The organism is Gammaproteobacteria bacterium (ex Lamellibrachia satsuma) (genome assembly GCA_019623805.1).
In the GTDB taxonomy this organism is placed as follows: Bacteria; Pseudomonadota; Gammaproteobacteria; order Chromatiales; family Chromatiaceae; genus QGON01.
This window is the reverse complement of record CP053680.1, coordinates 4,169,545-4,185,253: the sequence shown is the minus strand read 5'-3', so window position 1 is coordinate 4,185,253 and position 15,709 is coordinate 4,169,545. Positions and strand designations below refer to the sequence as shown.

Annotated in this window: 19 protein-coding genes; 16 read left to right on the top strand and 3 right to left on the bottom strand. The window is 52.6% G+C overall.

Annotated features, from left to right (window positions below):
• The first annotated feature begins 18 nt into the window (after positions 1–18).
• The 5 genes from napG to moaA all read left to right on the top strand — a co-directional run bounded on the left by napG (position 19) and on the right by moaA (position 4,214).
• Positions 19–879: a ferredoxin-type protein NapG gene (gene napG / locus HPY30_18035; GenBank protein ID QYZ67718.1), complete on the top strand. Its 861-nt coding sequence runs from the start codon at positions 19–21 to the stop codon at positions 877–879.
• The gene (gene napH / locus HPY30_18030) at positions 879–1,787 is read left to right on the top strand and encodes a quinol dehydrogenase ferredoxin subunit NapH (GenBank protein QYZ67717.1); all 909 of its coding nucleotides are present in this window, start codon (positions 879–881) and stop codon (positions 1,785–1,787) included. Before napG ends, napH begins: the two co-directional genes overlap by 1 nt.
• Positions 1,787–2,269, top strand: a complete 483-nt coding sequence (locus HPY30_18025; GenBank protein QYZ67716.1) for a nitrate reductase cytochrome c-type subunit — start codon at positions 1,787–1,789, stop codon at positions 2,267–2,269. Before napH ends, HPY30_18025 begins: the two co-directional genes overlap by 1 nt.
• Before the next feature lie 92 nt (positions 2,270–2,361).
• Complete coding sequence (locus HPY30_18020; GenBank protein ID QYZ67715.1) at positions 2,362–2,931, top strand: butanol dehydrogenase; 570 nt, start codon at positions 2,362–2,364, stop codon at positions 2,929–2,931.
• A gap of 308 nt (positions 2,932–3,239) precedes the next feature.
• Positions 3,240–4,214, top strand: coding sequence for a GTP 3',8-cyclase MoaA (gene moaA, locus HPY30_18015; protein QYZ67714.1), 975 nt, complete (start codon positions 3,240–3,242; stop codon positions 4,212–4,214).
• A 20-nt stretch (positions 4,215–4,234) separates the two neighbouring features.
• Here moaA and HPY30_18010 read toward each other — a convergent pair whose 3' ends face one another.
• Together HPY30_18010 and HPY30_18005 are read right to left on the bottom strand one after the other, a co-directional pair.
• On the bottom strand, positions 4,235–4,405 hold the full coding sequence (locus tag HPY30_18010; GenBank protein QYZ67713.1) for a hypothetical protein: 171 nt from the start codon (positions 4,403–4,405) through the stop codon (positions 4,235–4,237).
• Positions 4,406–4,648: 243 nt separating this feature from the next.
• On the bottom strand, positions 4,649–4,942 hold the full coding sequence (locus tag HPY30_18005) for a hypothetical protein (GenBank protein ID QYZ67712.1): 294 nt from the start codon (positions 4,940–4,942) through the stop codon (positions 4,649–4,651).
• A 119-nt stretch (positions 4,943–5,061) separates the two neighbouring features.
• Between HPY30_18005 and HPY30_18000 the strand changes: the two genes are divergently transcribed.
• Both HPY30_18000 and lolD read left to right on the top strand, forming a co-directional pair.
• Entirely contained in the window at positions 5,062–6,309 is a 1,248-nt protein-coding gene (locus HPY30_18000; GenBank protein ID QYZ67711.1) for a lipoprotein-releasing ABC transporter permease subunit, read from the top strand.
• Positions 6,302–7,006 carry a lipoprotein-releasing ABC transporter ATP-binding protein LolD gene (gene lolD, locus HPY30_17995; protein QYZ67710.1) on the top strand — a complete coding sequence of 235 codons (705 nt, stop codon included), beginning with the start codon at positions 6,302–6,304 and terminating at the stop codon, positions 7,004–7,006. The genes HPY30_18000 and lolD overlap by 8 nt, the downstream gene beginning before the upstream one ends.
• Here the strand turns inward: lolD and HPY30_17990 are convergent.
• Entirely contained in the window at positions 7,001–7,516 is a 516-nt protein-coding gene (locus HPY30_17990) for a DUF2062 domain-containing protein (protein ID QYZ67709.1), read from the bottom strand. The genes lolD and HPY30_17990 overlap by 6 nt on opposite strands.
• Before the next feature lie 110 nt (positions 7,517–7,626).
• Between HPY30_17990 and HPY30_17985 the strand changes: the two genes are divergently transcribed.
• From HPY30_17985 to HPY30_17945, 9 genes are all read left to right on the top strand, one after another.
• Positions 7,627–8,376: a DUF4131 domain-containing protein gene (locus HPY30_17985; GenBank protein ID QYZ68123.1), complete on the top strand. Its 750-nt coding sequence runs from the start codon at positions 7,627–7,629 to the stop codon at positions 8,374–8,376.
• A 53-nt stretch (positions 8,377–8,429) separates the two neighbouring features.
• Positions 8,430–9,920 carry a DNA internalization-related competence protein ComEC/Rec2 gene (locus tag HPY30_17980; protein QYZ67708.1) on the top strand — a complete coding sequence of 497 codons (1,491 nt, stop codon included), beginning with the start codon at positions 8,430–8,432 and terminating at the stop codon, positions 9,918–9,920.
• A gap of 72 nt (positions 9,921–9,992) precedes the next feature.
• Positions 9,993–10,613, top strand: coding sequence for a MotA/TolQ/ExbB proton channel family protein (locus HPY30_17975; protein ID QYZ67707.1), 621 nt, complete (start codon positions 9,993–9,995; stop codon positions 10,611–10,613).
• A complete protein-coding gene (locus HPY30_17970; protein ID QYZ67706.1) occupies positions 10,610–11,029 on the top strand; it encodes a biopolymer transporter ExbD in 420 nt (139 codons plus the stop codon). Before HPY30_17975 ends, HPY30_17970 begins: the two co-directional genes overlap by 4 nt.
• Complete coding sequence (locus tag HPY30_17965) at positions 11,026–12,015, top strand: tetraacyldisaccharide 4'-kinase (GenBank protein ID QYZ67705.1); 990 nt, start codon at positions 11,026–11,028, stop codon at positions 12,013–12,015. Before HPY30_17970 ends, HPY30_17965 begins: the two co-directional genes overlap by 4 nt.
• Entirely contained in the window at positions 12,008–12,196 is a 189-nt protein-coding gene (locus HPY30_17960; GenBank protein QYZ67704.1) for a Trm112 family protein, read from the top strand. Before HPY30_17965 ends, HPY30_17960 begins: the two co-directional genes overlap by 8 nt.
• 5 nt (positions 12,197–12,201) lie before the next feature.
• The gene (gene kdsB, locus HPY30_17955) at positions 12,202–12,960 is read left to right on the top strand and encodes a 3-deoxy-manno-octulosonate cytidylyltransferase (GenBank protein QYZ67703.1); all 759 of its coding nucleotides are present in this window, start codon (positions 12,202–12,204) and stop codon (positions 12,958–12,960) included.
• A 314-nt stretch (positions 12,961–13,274) separates the two neighbouring features.
• On the top strand, positions 13,275–14,678 hold the full coding sequence (locus HPY30_17950; protein ID QYZ67702.1) for a porin: 1,404 nt from the start codon (positions 13,275–13,277) through the stop codon (positions 14,676–14,678).
• Positions 14,679–14,870: 192 nt separating this feature from the next.
• The gene (locus tag HPY30_17945) at positions 14,871–15,644 is read left to right on the top strand and encodes a phosphate/phosphite/phosphonate ABC transporter substrate-binding protein (protein QYZ68122.1); all 774 of its coding nucleotides are present in this window, start codon (positions 14,871–14,873) and stop codon (positions 15,642–15,644) included.
• Positions 15,645–15,709: the final 65 nt, after the last annotated feature.

The following is a 15,709-nucleotide window of genomic DNA, read 5'->3' as shown; positions in this document are numbered from 1 at the left end:
GATAACAACCGGTTAGTAATGTCAGATACAGACAAAAAACATGGGATGAACAGACGGCAGTTTCTGGGCAACATGCTCAAGACAGCCTGTGGGGTCGGATTGGTTGGCATGGGATTGGGCATCTACTCAAACAGAGCCTCTTCCCTCCCTGCCCACTATCTTCGTCCACCGGGCGCCCTGCCGGAAGAAGATTTTCTTGGTGCCTGTATCCGTTGTGGGTTGTGCGTACGGGACTGTCCGTACGACATGCTGTTCCTTGGTGAAGTCGGTGACGACGTTGCAACGGGAACTCCCTATTTCGTGGCCCGCACCGGGCCTTGCGAAATGTGTGAGGACATCCCCTGTATCGCTGCCTGTCCGACTAACGCCCTGGATCATGGTCTTACCGATATCGAGGAGTCCCGCATGGGACTGGCGGTAGTGGTGGATCAGGAGACCTGCATTGCCTTTCACGGTCTTCGCTGTGAGGTCTGTTTCAACGTCTGTCCGATCCGGGGCAGGGCCATAACGCTGGATTTGCAGCATAACGTCAGGTCCGGAAAGCACGCACTGTTTATTCCAGTGGTGCACTCCGACGCCTGTACCGGCTGCGGTCTCTGCGAGCGGGCATGCATCCTGGATGAAGCAGCGATCAAGGTGTTTCCGACAGATCTTGCGAAGGGCGAACTGGGTAAACATTATCGACTTGGCTGGAAGGAGAAAGAGAAAGCGGGTAAGGCCTTGGTCACGCCGGACATAGAGCACAAATACAACCTCCCAGAGGGTGTGCGTTATGACTTGCAGGGCGAAGGTCTGATCATTGAAGAGAAGCCGGAGGAGACACCGTTCTCTTCCAATCCTTTGGATTCACTCAATAGCAGTTTCATGGATAAGAAGTAATGGTTGATCTGACGACATTAGGCGACGACTCCATTGCGGCCAAGGGCTGGATGAAAGCCCATAAATGGCTGATCCTGAGACGTTTGAGTCAACTGGGGATTCTCGCCCTGTTCCTCGCCGGCCCCGTTCTCGGGGTGTGGATAGTGAAAGGTAATCTGGCATCGAGTCTGACGCTGGATATTCTGCCGCTGACCGATCCGCATGTGCTGCTGCAAGCGGTGCTTTCCGGCGTGGTGCCCGAGACCGCTGCCATCATAGGTGTGGTACTCGTCCTGCTCTTCTACTTCGTAGTGGGTGGACGGGTCTACTGCTCCTGGGTCTGTCCGGTGAATATGGTCACCGATCTGGCCAGTTGGTTGCGGCGGATGTTGGGTATCAGGACGACTTCTCAGATCTCCCGTAACTCCCGCTACTGGATGCTTGCCCTGACCCTGATTCTGCCACTGGTGGTTTCCGGGGGTATCATCTGGGAACTGATCAACCCTGTCTCCATGATGTTCCGAGGCATTGTCTTCGGAATGGGGGCGACCTGGGTGGTGATATTGGCGGTCTTTCTCTTTGATTTGCTGGTGACTAAAGAAGGCTGGTGCGGACGTCTCTGTCCGGTCGGCGCCTTCTATAACCTGATCGGGAGCCGAAGTCTGTTGCGTGTCAACGCCAGCAACAGGGCTGAGTGCAACGACTGCATGGAGTGCTTCGTCGTCTGTCCTGAACCGCATGTGATCAGGCCGGCATTGAAAGGGGAAAAAAAGGGCATCAGCCCGGTAATCCTCTCTTCTGACTGTACCAATTGTGGGCGCTGTATCGATATTTGTGCAAAAGATGTTTTTAGTTATGGCGGTCGTTCCGTCTCCGGGACCGAAAGGTCAAATCCCGAAGTGATTAAGAAACACGAGGTCCATACTTAATGGGCTTGCTTATGAATTCGCAACTCATATATAGAGCGATGATGGAGAATGAAATGAAGAAAACTATTCTGGTCATGATGACTGCAGTGCTGACTCTGTTTTTTACAGCATCAGCAATGTCTGAAGTGATGTCTCTACGCGGTAACAGTGATCTCAATGCAATGGCTGAGAAACCTGCTAAGAAGACGGTTCAGTCTATTAAGGGCGGTATCGCCCGCAGTTACAAACAGCAGCCACCGATGGTGCCTCACACGACTGACAAGTATCAGATCAATCTGAAGAACAATGGCTGTATGAAGTGCCATAGTGAGAAAACCTACAAGAAGGAAAAATCTCCTAAAGTGGGTGACAGCCATTACGTAACACGCGACGGCAAGACTCAAAGCACCATTTCCAGCCGCCGTTACTTCTGTAACCAGTGCCACGCTACCCAGATGGGAGCCGAACCGCTGGTCAAGAATATGTTCGAAGGCGCGAAATAAGGTATATTTCAGCAACCGATGCGCCCCGTCCTTATTTGGGTCGGGGCGCATTATTTTTCCAACTAGATTTTCTGTAATTCAGGTAAAAGATCATGAGCAATGGCAAGAGAATGGGTGGCTTCACCCTGATTCTGATTGGAATCGTAGCGGGTATTATCCTCTGGGGTGGTTTCAACACCGCAATGGAGGCAACGAATACTGAAGAATTCTGCATTTCCTGCCATGAGATGGAACAGGCTGTTTACCAAGAGTTGCAGGAGACTATTCACTTCAGTAACAGAACCGGAGTGCGCGCCACCTGCCCGGACTGCCATGTACCCAAGGAGTGGATCCATAAGATTATTCGTAAGATCAAGGCCAGTAACGAGCTCTATCACAAGATGCTGGGGACCATCGATACGGTGGAGAAATTCGAGGAAAAACGCCTGGAACTGGCGCAGAATGTTTGGAAGGAAATGAAAGATACCGACTCTCGTGAGTGTCGAAATTGCCATAACTTCGATTCCATGGATTTTGATCGTCAAGCAGAACGTAGTGCGGATCGACACGATGAGGCAATTGAGGCGGGATATACCTGTATAGACTGCCACAAAGGCATCGCGCATTCACTGCCCGCAGGTTATGACCCTGCAGCTGATCTGCCTGGCGAAGCAGAAGAGTAGGAATTCAATTTAGGCGCAATTATTGCTTACTAATAACGACGGTTGTTTGTCGGTTGACCGGAAATCAAACGGTTAGCCGGTATTTAAGAGAAATAGTTGGATAGTTTTGACCGTAGAGTGAATGTTTTGTTCACTCTGCGGAAAAGACCAGCCAGATATTGAAGGATTTGTTTATCCATCAGATTTTTTCTTAAAAAATATACCCTTAGCGTAACAAAACACGGCTTGCGGAAGTGCATCTGTTGTTTGGCGATAGGCTACAATCAGCAAACATTGGAAATGTTCAAGCCACGAGAGAAGCAAATGACATGTTGATAGACCCATTTGGTCGTAACATCGAATATCTCCGTTTGTCAGTGACAGACCGCTGTGATTTCCGCTGTTTTTACTGCATTCCAAAAGGGTACAAGGACTTTTCTCAGCCTGACAGTTGGCTGACCCTGGATGAGGTTGAGCGTCTTGTCCGTGTTTTTTCCGAGATGGGCATCAGCAAGGTCAGACTGACTGGCGGCGAGCCTCTGGTAAGGAAGGAGCTGCCGGAGATGGTACGCCGTATTGGTGCGCTGCCTCAGATAGAGGATCTCTCCCTCAGCACCAATGCATCCCAACTGGCAAAGCATGCTGCTTCGCTAAAGCAAAGCGGCGTGAGCCGCATCAATGTGAGCCTGGATTCATTGAATCCTGACAGTTTTCGTGAGATTACACAGGGTGATCTGGGGAACGTACTCGATGGCCTGATGGCTGCCAAGGAAGTGGGATTAAACCCCATCAAGATCAACATGGTAGTGATGAAAGGGATTAACGACCATGAGATTGGTGAGATGGTTGATTTTTGCCTTGAGCATGATTTCACCCTCCGCTTTATCGAGACCATGCCTGTCGGTGAAACGGGTAAGAGTGCCACAGATCGATTTATCAGCTTAAAAGAGATCAAGGCTGATCTTGAAGAGCGATTTCAGCTGGAACCTGCAGTCATGCGAGGCGCAGGCCCTGCTTCCTATGTCAGAGTGAAAGAGACGAACCTGCGTATCGGTTTCATTACGCCCATGTCGCAGCACTTCTGCGAGAGTTGTAATCGAGTACGCATCTCTGTTGAAGGAACGCTCTATCTCTGTCTCGGCAAGCACGACAATGCAGAATTGCGCCCTCTAATGCGCCAAGGCATCAGTGATGAGGGGTTGAAAGAGGTGATTCTTGAAGCAATCGCCCGCAAGCCTGCACGTCACGAATTCAATGAAAATCCTGGAGAGGTTGTCAGGGTAATGTCCCTGACCGGCGGTTAACCGCAGGCCAGGGCAGAATACTAACGAAGTGGTGACGCCCGATAGGGGTCGACCATTACCGTCCGAGGCGAATGTTTCACAACCTGTTCGTGCCCGACATCCTGTAACAATAAAGGGCGGTCTGCCCGACTTGAAGTCTGCCAGACCAAGGTCAATGAAAAAGCAACTGCCAACGCAAGCAGATATTTCATTATGTCCTCCAATAAATGCCAACCGGCATTCGTGCTCCAGCTCTTACGGCTGGTTGCCTATACTTTGTTTTATTGCGACGCAAATATAAAACATTTATTCCCGTAAGGCTACTGCGGAAATTGAAAAAAATGCGACTTGTGACCAAGTTACCTACTTTTGTAGACTTTTATGTGGGTTATACTTTAGTTGTTTACGGATTTTTCTTCATTTGCGGAAAAAATTGACGAAAGATGGGTGGGCTGTTATTGGCGGCGAACCACAGAGTTCAAGACATATTCGCGTTCAAAAAAAACTGAAAAGTCCGCATAGTCCCAGCGTGTGATTGGTGGAAAACCCACCCAGGGATGTTCCATGGCAGGCTCTCCGAAATCTGTTTTGACCTGTTTCATCGTCATGCCGCGATTTGGACGAGGAATCCCCTCTTCACTGTTGAGCGGCGCCTCATTAATAGCGTCGAGCAGTAATACATCAGAGTGAGCGGGGGTGACCGCAATCAGCAGACTGGCTGCAAGAAAGAGCGAAATTGGGAATCTCATCAGGAACAACTCCTTAAGGCTTGTTTGCATTTCTGCAATCTAAAAATAAATATAGCACTCTTGCCTAACTATAGAAAACTTGGGGTCTTTTAATGCCTACTGTGGTTTAATGCCGGGCTATGTATAAACCCCTCGAACTCTTCATCGGGATGCGATATACCCGGGCGAAACGGCGTAATCATTTCATCTCGTTCATTTCGACAATCTCCATGCTCGGCATCATGCTGGGCGTGATAGCGCTGATTGTTGTGCTCTCAGTTATGAACGGCTTTCACAAGGAAGTCCGTGAACGAATTCTCGGAATGGCGTCACATGCCACTATTTCCGCAGTGCGGGGTGGCCTCACAGACTGGCGCGAGGTGGAAGCAATGGCGGGAAAGAATCCCCATGTCATTGGACGTGCGCCGTATGTCGAAGGTCAGGGCATGCTTATCAACGGTCAGAAGGTCAGCGGTGTGCTGCTAAGGGGGATTCTGCCTGCTGAAGAGGGCAAGGTTTCTGATGTGGTGACTGCCGTGAAGAAGGGGAGCATCGACGATCTAAAGCCAGGCAGCTATGGGATTATTCTTGGACAGGAACTCGCCTACCTGCTTGGCGTCGGGGTGGGGGAGAAGGTAACGCTGGTAACACCGCAGATCAATGTCACACCCGCAGGCATCATGCCCCGTCTAAAAAGGTTTACGGTGAGTGGTATCTTTGAAGTAGGCATGGGTGAGTACGACAGAGGGGTCGCGCTTTTGCACCTGCAGGATGCCGCCAAATTGATGCGACTCAGCGACAGCGTAACCGGTGTGCGTCTGAAGCTGGATGACCTCTTTCTGGCGCCGAAGGTTTCCCGGGAACTGGCCCTCAAGATGGGGGGTTACTACCGCATCAGTGACTGGACCATGCAGCACCGCAATTTCTTTTCCGCGCTACAGACCGAAAAACGCATGATGTCGATCATTCTTTCGCTGATTGTGGCGGTGGCTGCGTTTAATATCGTTTCGACTCTGGTGATGGTGGTTACCGATAAGCAGGCCGATATTGCCATTCTGCGAACATTGGGCGCTTCACCGGGCACCATCATGGGAATCTTTATGGTTCAGGGTGCGGCTATCGGCTTTGTCGGCAATATCCTCGGCATGATCGGTGGGCTGTTACTTGCGACCAATGTAGAGGCGATCGTCAGCTGGGTCGAAGGTGTATTCAATATCGATTTTCTCGATCCTAACATCTACTACATCAGCAAGCTCCCTTCCGATCCTCATATGGAAGATATCCTCTCCATTGGCGTTACGGCGTTTCTGATCACTCTGCTGGCAACCCTCTATCCAGCCTGGAAGGCCTCCCGTACCCAACCGGCTGAGGCGCTACGCTATGAGTAGCCGGGAAGTTGTGCTACAGGCTGAGGGCATAGTACGAACCTTCTCTCAAGGTGATCTGCGGGTGGAAGTACTCCGTGGAGTCGATATGACCATTCGACGGGGCGAGCGGATCGCGATTGTCGGCAGCTCCGGGTCGGGCAAGAGTACACTGCTGCACTGCCTGGGTGGCTTGGATCAGCCCGATGGGGGACGGGTCCAGTTATCTGGTGAGGAGCTGTTGTCATTGGGCGAACGGGCAAGAGGAAAGCTGCGTAATAGGAAACTGGGTTTCGTCTACCAGTTCCACCACCTGTTGGCCGAATTCACTGCGCTGGAAAATGTCGCCATGCCGCTGCTTATTGGCGGGAATACGGTTTCCGATGCACGCAGAAAGGCCGGCGAGATCCTTGATAGAGTAGGCCTCGGCGCGAGAATTCAACATAAGCCAGGTGAAATGTCCGGCGGAGAAAGACAGCGTGCGGCTCTGGCCCGGGCGCTGGTTCACTCACCAGCCTGTGTACTGGCTGATGAACCTACAGGTAATCTTGACCGGCGCACTGCTGAGCATGTCTACGAACTGATGCTGGAACTCAACCGGGAGCAGGGCACTAGTTTCGTGATCGTAACCCATGATCCTGATTTGGCAGCCCGCATGGATCACACCTGGCAGCTGATCGATGGCCGCTTGAGGACAGAGGAATCCCTGGATTCCTTATGAGTGGCGATGACTGCGCCGTCTCCAGTGATTGATGACATGCCAGCGCCAAAGACCCCGAATGGTGAAGTAACCGACCAGGGAAAAAAAAGTGCCGCAGATCAGGCAGCCCAACAGAAAAGGCGCCCATAGCCCATCGAGGCCGTTTTGCAGCCCATCAACGCTGAACTCAAAGGCCTGCGTGTCCTGCGGTGAACCTAGTACCGTGCTGCCCACCAGATAGGCAAGAAAGAAGATCGGAGGGATGGTGAGTGGATTGGTGATCCAGACGAGCGCCACGGACAGGGGAAGATTGACCCGGCAGATGATGGCAGCAGCAGCCGCAAGCAGCATCTGAAAGGGTACCGGCATAAAGGCCATAAAGAGTCCCACCGCAAAAGCGCCCGCAGCAGATCTACGATTCAGATGCCATAGATTGGCATCATGTAGCAATGTCCCAAACACCCGCAAATGCTTATGGTTGCGGATGGTGTCATGGTCAGGTGTAATACGTTTTATCAGATGTTTTGGCATGGCTTCCGCGAAGATAATACGTCGGGATCTGTGCGGTTAATACTATTGAATCACGGTGGGGCAGGATGCGCCACAAAAAGCTGCTGAAGTTTTCATGACAGGGATGTTTCATGACATTTATTCTGCTCGCCTTTGTCACCGGAACAGCACTCTTCCAGTTGCTGCCGGTGTTGCCTGAACCCGCTTGGTTCGGCGCTGTTGCGACTCTTCCTCTATTTTGGGTTTCACGACTGACACGGTTCCTGTCTGCGCTGCTTGCCGGTGGGCTTTGGGCCTTTCTCTTTGCCTGGCTCCAGCTTTCACAAGCAATGCCACTTTCACTTGAAGGGGAAACCCTCATTGTTACCGGTGTGGTTGCCTCTCTCCCTAAACAGACATCATCCATCAATCGATTTGAGTTTGAGCTGGAGGCTGTGCAGTCGAAGCGTGGTTCTGAATCTCTGCAGGGGCGGGTTCGACTCAACTGGTATCGTTTTGACGGCACCTTGCTTCCCGGGCAGCGCTGGCAGTTGCAGGTCAGACTGAAAAGACCCAGAGGATTGCAGAATCCAGCAGGGTTCGACTATGGGAAATGGCTCTACAGCCGCAGAATTCGCGCCACAGGTTACGTGCAACACAGTACCGAAAACCAACTGCTGGGTGAAGATGATTTCAGCTACATCATCGACCGTGTACGCCATCGAATCGGCAACGAAATAGAGCACTTGGTAGAGTCACATAAGGCATCAGGTCTGATTCGTGCCTTGGCGATTGGTGATCGGGGTGGAATCTCCAGCAGTGATTGGGAGGCATTTACCCGAACCGGCACCAACCACCTCATTGCAATCTCCGGACTCCACATCGGATTGTGGCGGGTCTGATGTTCTTTCTTGGCCAGTGGTTGTGGCGACAATGGCCGAATTTGATGTTGTGGTTGCCAGCGCCAAAAGTCGGTGCAATATCCGGGTTATTGGGTGGAACCCTATATGCCATGTTGGCGGGTTTTTCCCTGCCTACCCAGCGGGCTTTGATTATGCTCTATCTGGTACTTGGGGCAACACTATTCGGGCGTACCCCTGTGATTGGCCGTTCGTTCAGCATGGCGCTATTTCTTGTGATGCTGCTCGATCCGGCAGCAATGCTTTCTGCAGGGTTTTGGCTCTCCTTCGGGGCGGTTGGCGTGATTCTACTATCGGTCACAGGGCGGATCGGACGGCCGACAGGTTGGCACCAATGGGGTCGAATTCAATGGGTGGTTGCACTGGGACTGGCCCCCTTACTTTTTATACAGTTTGGACGGGCATCTCTGGTCGCCCCCCTGGTCAATCTGCTACTGGTGCCCTGGTTTACTCTTGTGTTGGTGCCCCTGGTCCTTTTTGGATTGCCGCTATTGAGCTTTCCAGCGGCAGCGGCTTTGTGGGCGAAGCTGGCGGAACTCTGCGTCACTTATACCCTGGTGATTATCGAATGGGCGGCCGACATCAGTTTTGCCGCACTATTTCTACCTGACCAGCCGCTCTGGGTCTGGGCTGGGGCGATGGGGGGAATACTGCTATTTCTCCTGCCTGGCGGCTTGCCGGTGCGCGGGGCTGGTGTATTACTGCTACTGCCTCTGGTATTCAGTTCACCACAGCGTCCACCTCCAGGCGGATTCAGACTCACCCTGCTTGATGTGGGACAGGGATTGTCCGCGGTAGTGGAAACCGAGCGGCACCAGCTTGTCTACGACACAGGCCCCGCTTTTCCTTCCGGATTCAATACCGCAGAGGCTGCGCTCCTGCCCTATCTCCACAGCCGGGGTATAGAGCAGATAGATCGACTGGTGGTAAGCAATGGCGATCAGGACCATTCCGGCGGTGTAGCGCCCTTGCTCAAGGGGATAACGGTGGTGGATCTGATCGGGGGCGAATCCATGGCTGTTCCCAATTTTAGTTACTGCCGTTCCGGTATGTCGTGGCAGTGGGATGGCGTCTCATTTGAGATACTGCATCCGGATGGAAGCGAAAAATTTCTGACGGGCAATGAAGCTTCCTGCGTATTGAGAGTCGCGGGAAGCGGTGGATCATTACTGATTCCCGGTGATGTGGAGCAACAGGCGGAGAAATGGCTGGTAGAGAGATATGGTCAGGATCTGAAAAGCGATGTTCTGATCGCGCCGCATCACGGCTCTGCGACATCCTCCACCCAACCGTTTGTCGATAGGGTGAGACCGGAATATGTGTTGTTCCCGACCGGCTACCGAAACCGGTTTGGTTTTCCCAAAGCAGATGTCCAACAGCGTTGGCGTGACTTGGGAGCAAAGTTGCTCAACAGTGCGGAGGAGGGTGCCATTCAAATCGATTTTCATCCGGAATCAGGACTCGGGAAGCCCTATCGCATTCGTCGGGAGAGGCGTCACTACTGGAGCACCTCCTGGAATGAGTGAACCCGTTCCCTTTCGGAGCCATGCACAGATACAGTATGATTATCAGTATATTCCCAAGAGGTCCAGACTACAGTGTTTGAATTTGTAAAAGCGGGCGGGTTGCTCATGGCTCCCATCATTGCCTGTTCCATCGTTGCCCTCGCGATTGTCCTGGAACGCTTCTGGTCCCTTCGCCGCAGAAGGGTAATGCCTGCAATTTTGATGCAGCAACTTTGGAAATTACACAATGAGAATCAGCTAGAGCGCGCCGATCTGGAGAAATTACGCAAAAGCTCTCCTCTCGGGCGAATCCTTGCTGCTGGCATGGTGAATCGGCACCACTCCAAAGAGGTCATGAAAGAGAGTATTGAAGAGGTGGGACGTCAGGTGGTGCTGGAACTTGAACGCTACCTCAACACCTTGGGTACCATCGCTTCCATTGCACCACTGCTGGGGTTATTGGGTACAGTATTTGGAATGATCAAAGTGTTCGGCGCCATCGTGACTGCAGGGGTCGGCGATCCGGGCGTTTTGGCCGGCGGCATTTCCGAAGCACTAATAACCACGGCGGCCGGTCTCTCCGTTGCCATTCCCAGTCTGATGTTCCATCGCTATTTCACCGGGCTTGTCGATAAACTGGTGCTGGGCATGGAGGAGCAGGCATTGAAACTGGTGGAGGTGATCCACGGTGAGCGGGAACGGGTCTCCGGGTGAACCTGCGGCCGCACCGAAAAAAAGCCATTGAGGTCGATATCACGCCGTTGATCGACGTGGTTTTCCTGCTGCTGATCTTCTTCATGGTTTCGACCACCTTCGACCGGGAGACCCAGATTGAGGTTGAGCTGCCGGAAGCTGCCGGAGAAGAGGCGCAGACAGCGGCGGATGTGCTCGATATTACCATTGATGCGTCGGGTACCTTCTACGTCAATCAGCAGGAAGTCATCAATACCGAGATCGAAACCCTGAAAAAGGCCATCACAAAAGCCGCAGGGGAGAAGAAAGACCTTCCGGTCATCATTAATGCGGACGCCAAGACGCCCCACCAATCGGTAATGACGGTGATGGATGCAGCAAGCCAGCTCGGTTTTCTGCACATGACTTTTGCTGCGCATAAGCCGAAGAGTCCTTGAAAAGCATCGATCACTACTGGGAAGGATGGAACCCGGTCAGTCTGATCCTCCTGCCGTTTTCCCTGCTCTTCTGTCTGTTGTCATGGCTACGCCGGATTGCCTATCGGACCGGTCTTCTGAGCCGTGAGCGGATATCGGTTCCGGTTATCATCATAGGCAATATCACCGTCGGCGGCACCGGTAAGACTCCGCTGGTCATCTGGCTCGCAGAGTGGTTGAAGGGCAGAGGATTGCAGCCGGGCATCATCACCCGAGGATATGGTGGCAAGGCCGACTCCTGGCCGCGTGAGGTTACGGTCGATAGTAGCGCGTCGGAAGTGGGGGACGAGGCTGTACTGCTTGCACGTCGCTCGGGATGTCCGGTCTTTGCCGGTCCTAATCGTCCCGACGTGGCCCGTGCGCTGCTAGCGGCACATCCATGCGACCTGATTCTCTCCGACGATGGCTTGCAGCACTACGCGCTGCAACGGGATGCAGAGATCGTCGTCATCGACGGAAAAAGGGGCTTCGGCAACGGACTATGCCTCCCTGCCGGTCCCCTCCGGGAGCGGCAATTCCGACTCAATCAGGTAGATCTGCTGGTAGTCAATGGTGAGAAACCACTTCGTCACGATGCTTTTCAAATGCGGGTTGAAGGAGAAAAAGCGCGGCTGTTGGCTGACAACGAGCAGCAGCGAAGTCTGTCGGAGTTCACAGGGCAGCCGATCGAAGCTGTCGCCGCCATCGGTAATCCCGAACGCTTTTTCAGCATGCTCGAAGCGGCCGGACTGAGAATCAATCGCCACCCCTTTCCGGACCATCACCCGTTTGTGGAAGAAGATCTTTTGCCTTTGCAAAAAAAGACGGTTCTCATGACGGAGAAAGATGCGGTAAAGTGCACACCATTCGCGGGAAAAAGCCTCTGGTACGTTCCCGCTGACGCGAGGCTCGATGACGGATTCATCCAACAGCTGACGCAAATCATCAACAGGTTGTGTAATGGATAATAAACTGCTCGATATTCTTGTTTGCCCGCTCTGCAAAGGCAATCTCTACTATGATAAGAAAGCAGCAGAGCTTATCTGCAGGGTTGATCGGCTGGCATTCCCGATCAGGGATGACATTCCGGTAATGTTGCAGGACGAAGCGCGCGAACTGGCGGCGGATGAAGAGGTACCCGAGGGCTGATCGATATGGATTTCAAAGTTGTCATTCCAGCACGTTACTCATCGGTTCGTCTGCCGGGAAAACCACTGCGGAAGATTGCAGGCAGGCCCATGATCCAGCACGTCTACGAACGAGCCCGGGAGAGTGGTGCTGACGAAGTGGTCATCGCAACAGATGATGAACGCATCAGTCAGACGGCCAAGGCCTTTGGCGCAGAAGTCTGTATGACCGCCGCGCACCATCGTAGCGGTTCTGACAGGATTGCCGAAGTGGTGGAGCAGCTGCAATGGGCCGCAGATACCATCGTGGTGAATCTGCAGGGTGACGAGCCCACCATGCCGGCGTCGTTGATCGATCAGGTGGCCGCCGATATGCAGAGTCACGAGCCGGCAGGTGTTACCACGCTCTCGGCCCCCATTGAATCCCATGAGATGCTATTCGATCCCCATATTGTGAAGGTCGTGACAGATATTGAAGGTTACGCACTCTATTTCAGCCGGGCGCCGATTCCCTGGCACCGGGATGAGTTTCTCGAAGGCAGAGAATCCCTCCCTTCCGCTGTGGCATTCAGCCGTCATATCGGCCTTTATGCCTATCGTGCAGGTTATCTGAAGCAGTTTGTCTCCTGGGCTCACGCTCCGCTCGAACAGGCGGAATCCCTGGAACAGCTGAGAGTGCTTTGGCACGGTGGGAAGATTCATATCAGTCAGGCAATTGAGGCTGCAGGACACGGGGTGGATACCGAGGATGATCTGAAACGTGTGGACGAGGTTCTATCCCGGTAGCGCGGGGGACCACTCGAAACAAGAAAAAATCACTCTTTCAGACATCTCACACTCAGCGGCTTCAATCTCTGGGTTAGATTTCCCGCAGCTTGCTGCGAATCGTACCTACAATTTATATCCCGTCTGCTTGTAGCGGGGATCTTTTTCCGGGTCATCGCTCTACTGTGTTTACCTGCAGCACCCACTTGGTCAGTCGTTCTGCCATATAAAAGAAGTAAATTCCCGCAGAAGACGGGCAGGTGTACCGAGGTTTCATAACTATGTACTATGCGGGCTGGTTCTGATAAATAGTCAGTCGTAATTGGGAAATTTGTATGCGTAATAAGCTAGCGTGTGTCCTCACATTAGCAGGAGTCTTATCTCCGCATTTGGCTCAGGCTGGACCACAACAAATGCTGCTGCTCATCGACATGCTCAAGGAAAACGGGACCTTGACAGAGGCCCAGCACCAGCAACTCAAGGCGGCCATGACGGCAGAAGATCCCACGCCATCCTCAAAACAGCCGCTGGCACAACAAACTCTCCCGCTACCCACCTCCGAACCAGTGGATGTCATGGTCTCCACCCAGGGGGGCAGCGTAAAGGCGGAGTCCTACGACGGCAGATCAAGTTTTCAGCTCACTGCACAGATAGCGGCAGATGCCGCCTGGTATGACAGTGATATCACAGATATGGGAAACGCCGCAGAGATTCGGTACGCCCGCATTGGCGCTGAAGGTACGCTCTTCGGTCCATGGGAATACGAACTGGAGATCGACTTTGCCGGTGAGGATGTCGGTTTGAAGGATGCCTGGCTTGGATATCGCACGCTGGGTGACAGCCGTTTCAAGGTTGGCCTGTTTAAAACACCATTCAGCCTGGAGGAGATGACCGCTTCAGCCAACCAGACATTCATGGAACGCTCATTGATCAATGCCATGACGCCGGGGCGAAATGTCGGCGTTGGTTTCGAAACCTATGGTGGTCAGTGGAGTCTGGCAGGCAGCATCTTTGGTGAGGGTGCGGATGATGGGGATGACCGGCTCGACGACGAAGGATGGGGCGCTAGTCTGCGCGGCACTTGGGCACCGGTTGCAACCGACACCAGGGTCTTGCATCTTGGCCTCTCCAGCACTGCCCGCACCTATGGAGGGGATTCGGATGACGAGGCGGTCTTTCGTATCAGAACCGACCCGGAATCCCATTTAGTGGATTCAAACAACTACCTGCTGGATACCAATCAATACGAAACCAGGAAATCGAAATACAAGATCCAGCATATGGAACATACCACCAGCATCGGAGTGGAGGCTGCAATGGTGCATGGTCCGGTTTCGTTGCAAGGTGAGTTTGTTCGGACCTATGTCAATTCAGAGGACTACATGGAGAGTCTGGATTTCCATGGTTTTTACGTTGCCGGCAGTTGGTTCCTCACCGGCGAGTCGCGTAACTACGATCACACGCAGGGGCGTTTCGGCCGCATTACCCCCTATAGCAACTTTGGTTGGGGAGAAGGCACCGGTGCCTGGGAGATGGCGCTGCGTTACAGTCATCTCGACCTGGACGATCAGGATATCGAAGGCGGCAGAGAGTGGAATGCCACAGCGGGGGTCAATTGGTACGTCAATCCGAATATCCGATTCATGGCCAACTACATCGTTGTCAATTCCGAGCCAGATGCGGCAGGAGAAGAGGATGATCCGCACATCTTTCAGGTTCGTGGCCAATATGATTTCTGATGCGCATCTACTGGATCTGACGTAAAAGGGGCATCAATATTGAGACTCATCAGATGCATTCTGTCAGTGTCGATTTTGCTCTATGTCTCTGGTCATGCAGTCGCTTCAGGTTCAAAAGCTCTCCGAGCCCAGACACTGGTTATCGGCAAGGTCAGCGACAGCCCACGTAAACACTTTATCCGCCTCAAGCCGATGGTCGATTATGTAGGGGAAAAGATGAGGGACCTCGGCATTACCCATACCCGGGTTTTAATGGCTAGGAATAATGCACAGATGATTCGCTATCTCAGGGAAGGGAAGGTCGACTGGGTGACCGAGACAGTTTTTTCATCCCTGGCCTTTCGTGATCAGGCGGGTGCGGAGATCATTCTGCGGAAGTGGAAAAAAGGTGTGCCCGGCTATCATACGGTTTTTTTTACACGGAAAGAGAGTGGTATTCACGCTCTGAAGGATCTTCAGGGAAGACGTATTGCTTTAGAGGACCCGGGTTCGACTACAGCCTTTTTTGTGCCTATGACTATTCTCTTTGGGGAGGGGTTGCATCCGGAAAAACTCAACACCATCCGCAGTACACCATCGCCGGATAAGGTGGGTTACGGCTTTGCAGGTGGAGAGATAAACATTGCAACCTGGGTTCATCAGGGGTTTGCTGATGCCGGTGCATATAACGATCTTGACTGGAACACACCTGATCATACCCCCCCTTCTTTCAAGAAAGATCTGCGTATCTTCCATCGAGCTGAAAAAATGCCCAGAGGATTTGAATTGGTTCGTTCCGGCATGGATCCAGCAATCAAGGCACGCCTCAAGAAAATTCTTCTTGAGGCTGATAGTGATCCTGATGCCGGCGATGTGCTTTATTCCTATCAGCGTACAGCACGGTTCGACGAAATTGATGACGAAACCAACGCCGTATTGGAGGTCGTCAGGCAACAGATGGACAGATTGGCAGGTAAACTGCGTTGATAGGAACACGCCTTCAGAGCAAATACTCGATGATTATGTTCATACTGATCATAGGGGTTGTTTTG

Bases quoted from the DNA above. Each gene is read 5' to 3' on its own strand.
- HPY30_18020 (QYZ67715.1), top strand. From the start codon at position 2,362: ATGAGCAATGGCAAGAGAATGGGTGGCTTCACCCTGATTCTGATTGGA.
- HPY30_17985 (QYZ68123.1), top strand. From the start codon at position 7,627: ATGACATTTATTCTGCTCGCCTTTGTCACCGGAACAGCACTCTTCCAG.
- HPY30_18000 (QYZ67711.1), top strand. From the start codon at position 5,062: ATGTATAAACCCCTCGAACTCTTCATCGGGATGCGATATACCCGGGCG.
- HPY30_18025 (QYZ67716.1), top strand. From the start codon at position 1,787: ATGGGCTTGCTTATGAATTCGCAACTCATATATAGAGCGATGATGGAG.
- HPY30_17950 (QYZ67702.1), top strand. From the start codon at position 13,275: ATGCGTAATAAGCTAGCGTGTGTCCTCACATTAGCAGGAGTCTTATCT.
- lolD (QYZ67710.1), top strand. From the start codon at position 6,302: ATGAGTAGCCGGGAAGTTGTGCTACAGGCTGAGGGCATAGTACGAACC.
- HPY30_17960 (QYZ67704.1), top strand. From the start codon at position 12,008: ATGGATAATAAACTGCTCGATATTCTTGTTTGCCCGCTCTGCAAAGGC.
- kdsB (QYZ67703.1), top strand. From the start codon at position 12,202: ATGGATTTCAAAGTTGTCATTCCAGCACGTTACTCATCGGTTCGTCTG.
- HPY30_18005 (QYZ67712.1), bottom strand. From the start codon at position 4,942: ATGAGATTCCCAATTTCGCTCTTTCTTGCAGCCAGTCTGCTGATTGCG.
- HPY30_17945 (QYZ68122.1), top strand. From the start codon at position 14,871: ATGGTCGATTATGTAGGGGAAAAGATGAGGGACCTCGGCATTACCCAT.
- moaA (QYZ67714.1), top strand. From the start codon at position 3,240: ATGTTGATAGACCCATTTGGTCGTAACATCGAATATCTCCGTTTGTCA.
- napG (QYZ67718.1), top strand. From the start codon at position 19: ATGTCAGATACAGACAAAAAACATGGGATGAACAGACGGCAGTTTCTG.
- napH (QYZ67717.1), top strand. From the start codon at position 879: ATGGTTGATCTGACGACATTAGGCGACGACTCCATTGCGGCCAAGGGC.
- HPY30_18010 (QYZ67713.1), bottom strand. From the start codon at position 4,405: ATGAAATATCTGCTTGCGTTGGCAGTTGCTTTTTCATTGACCTTGGTC.
- HPY30_17990 (QYZ67709.1), bottom strand. From the start codon at position 7,516: ATGCCAAAACATCTGATAAAACGTATTACACCTGACCATGACACCATC.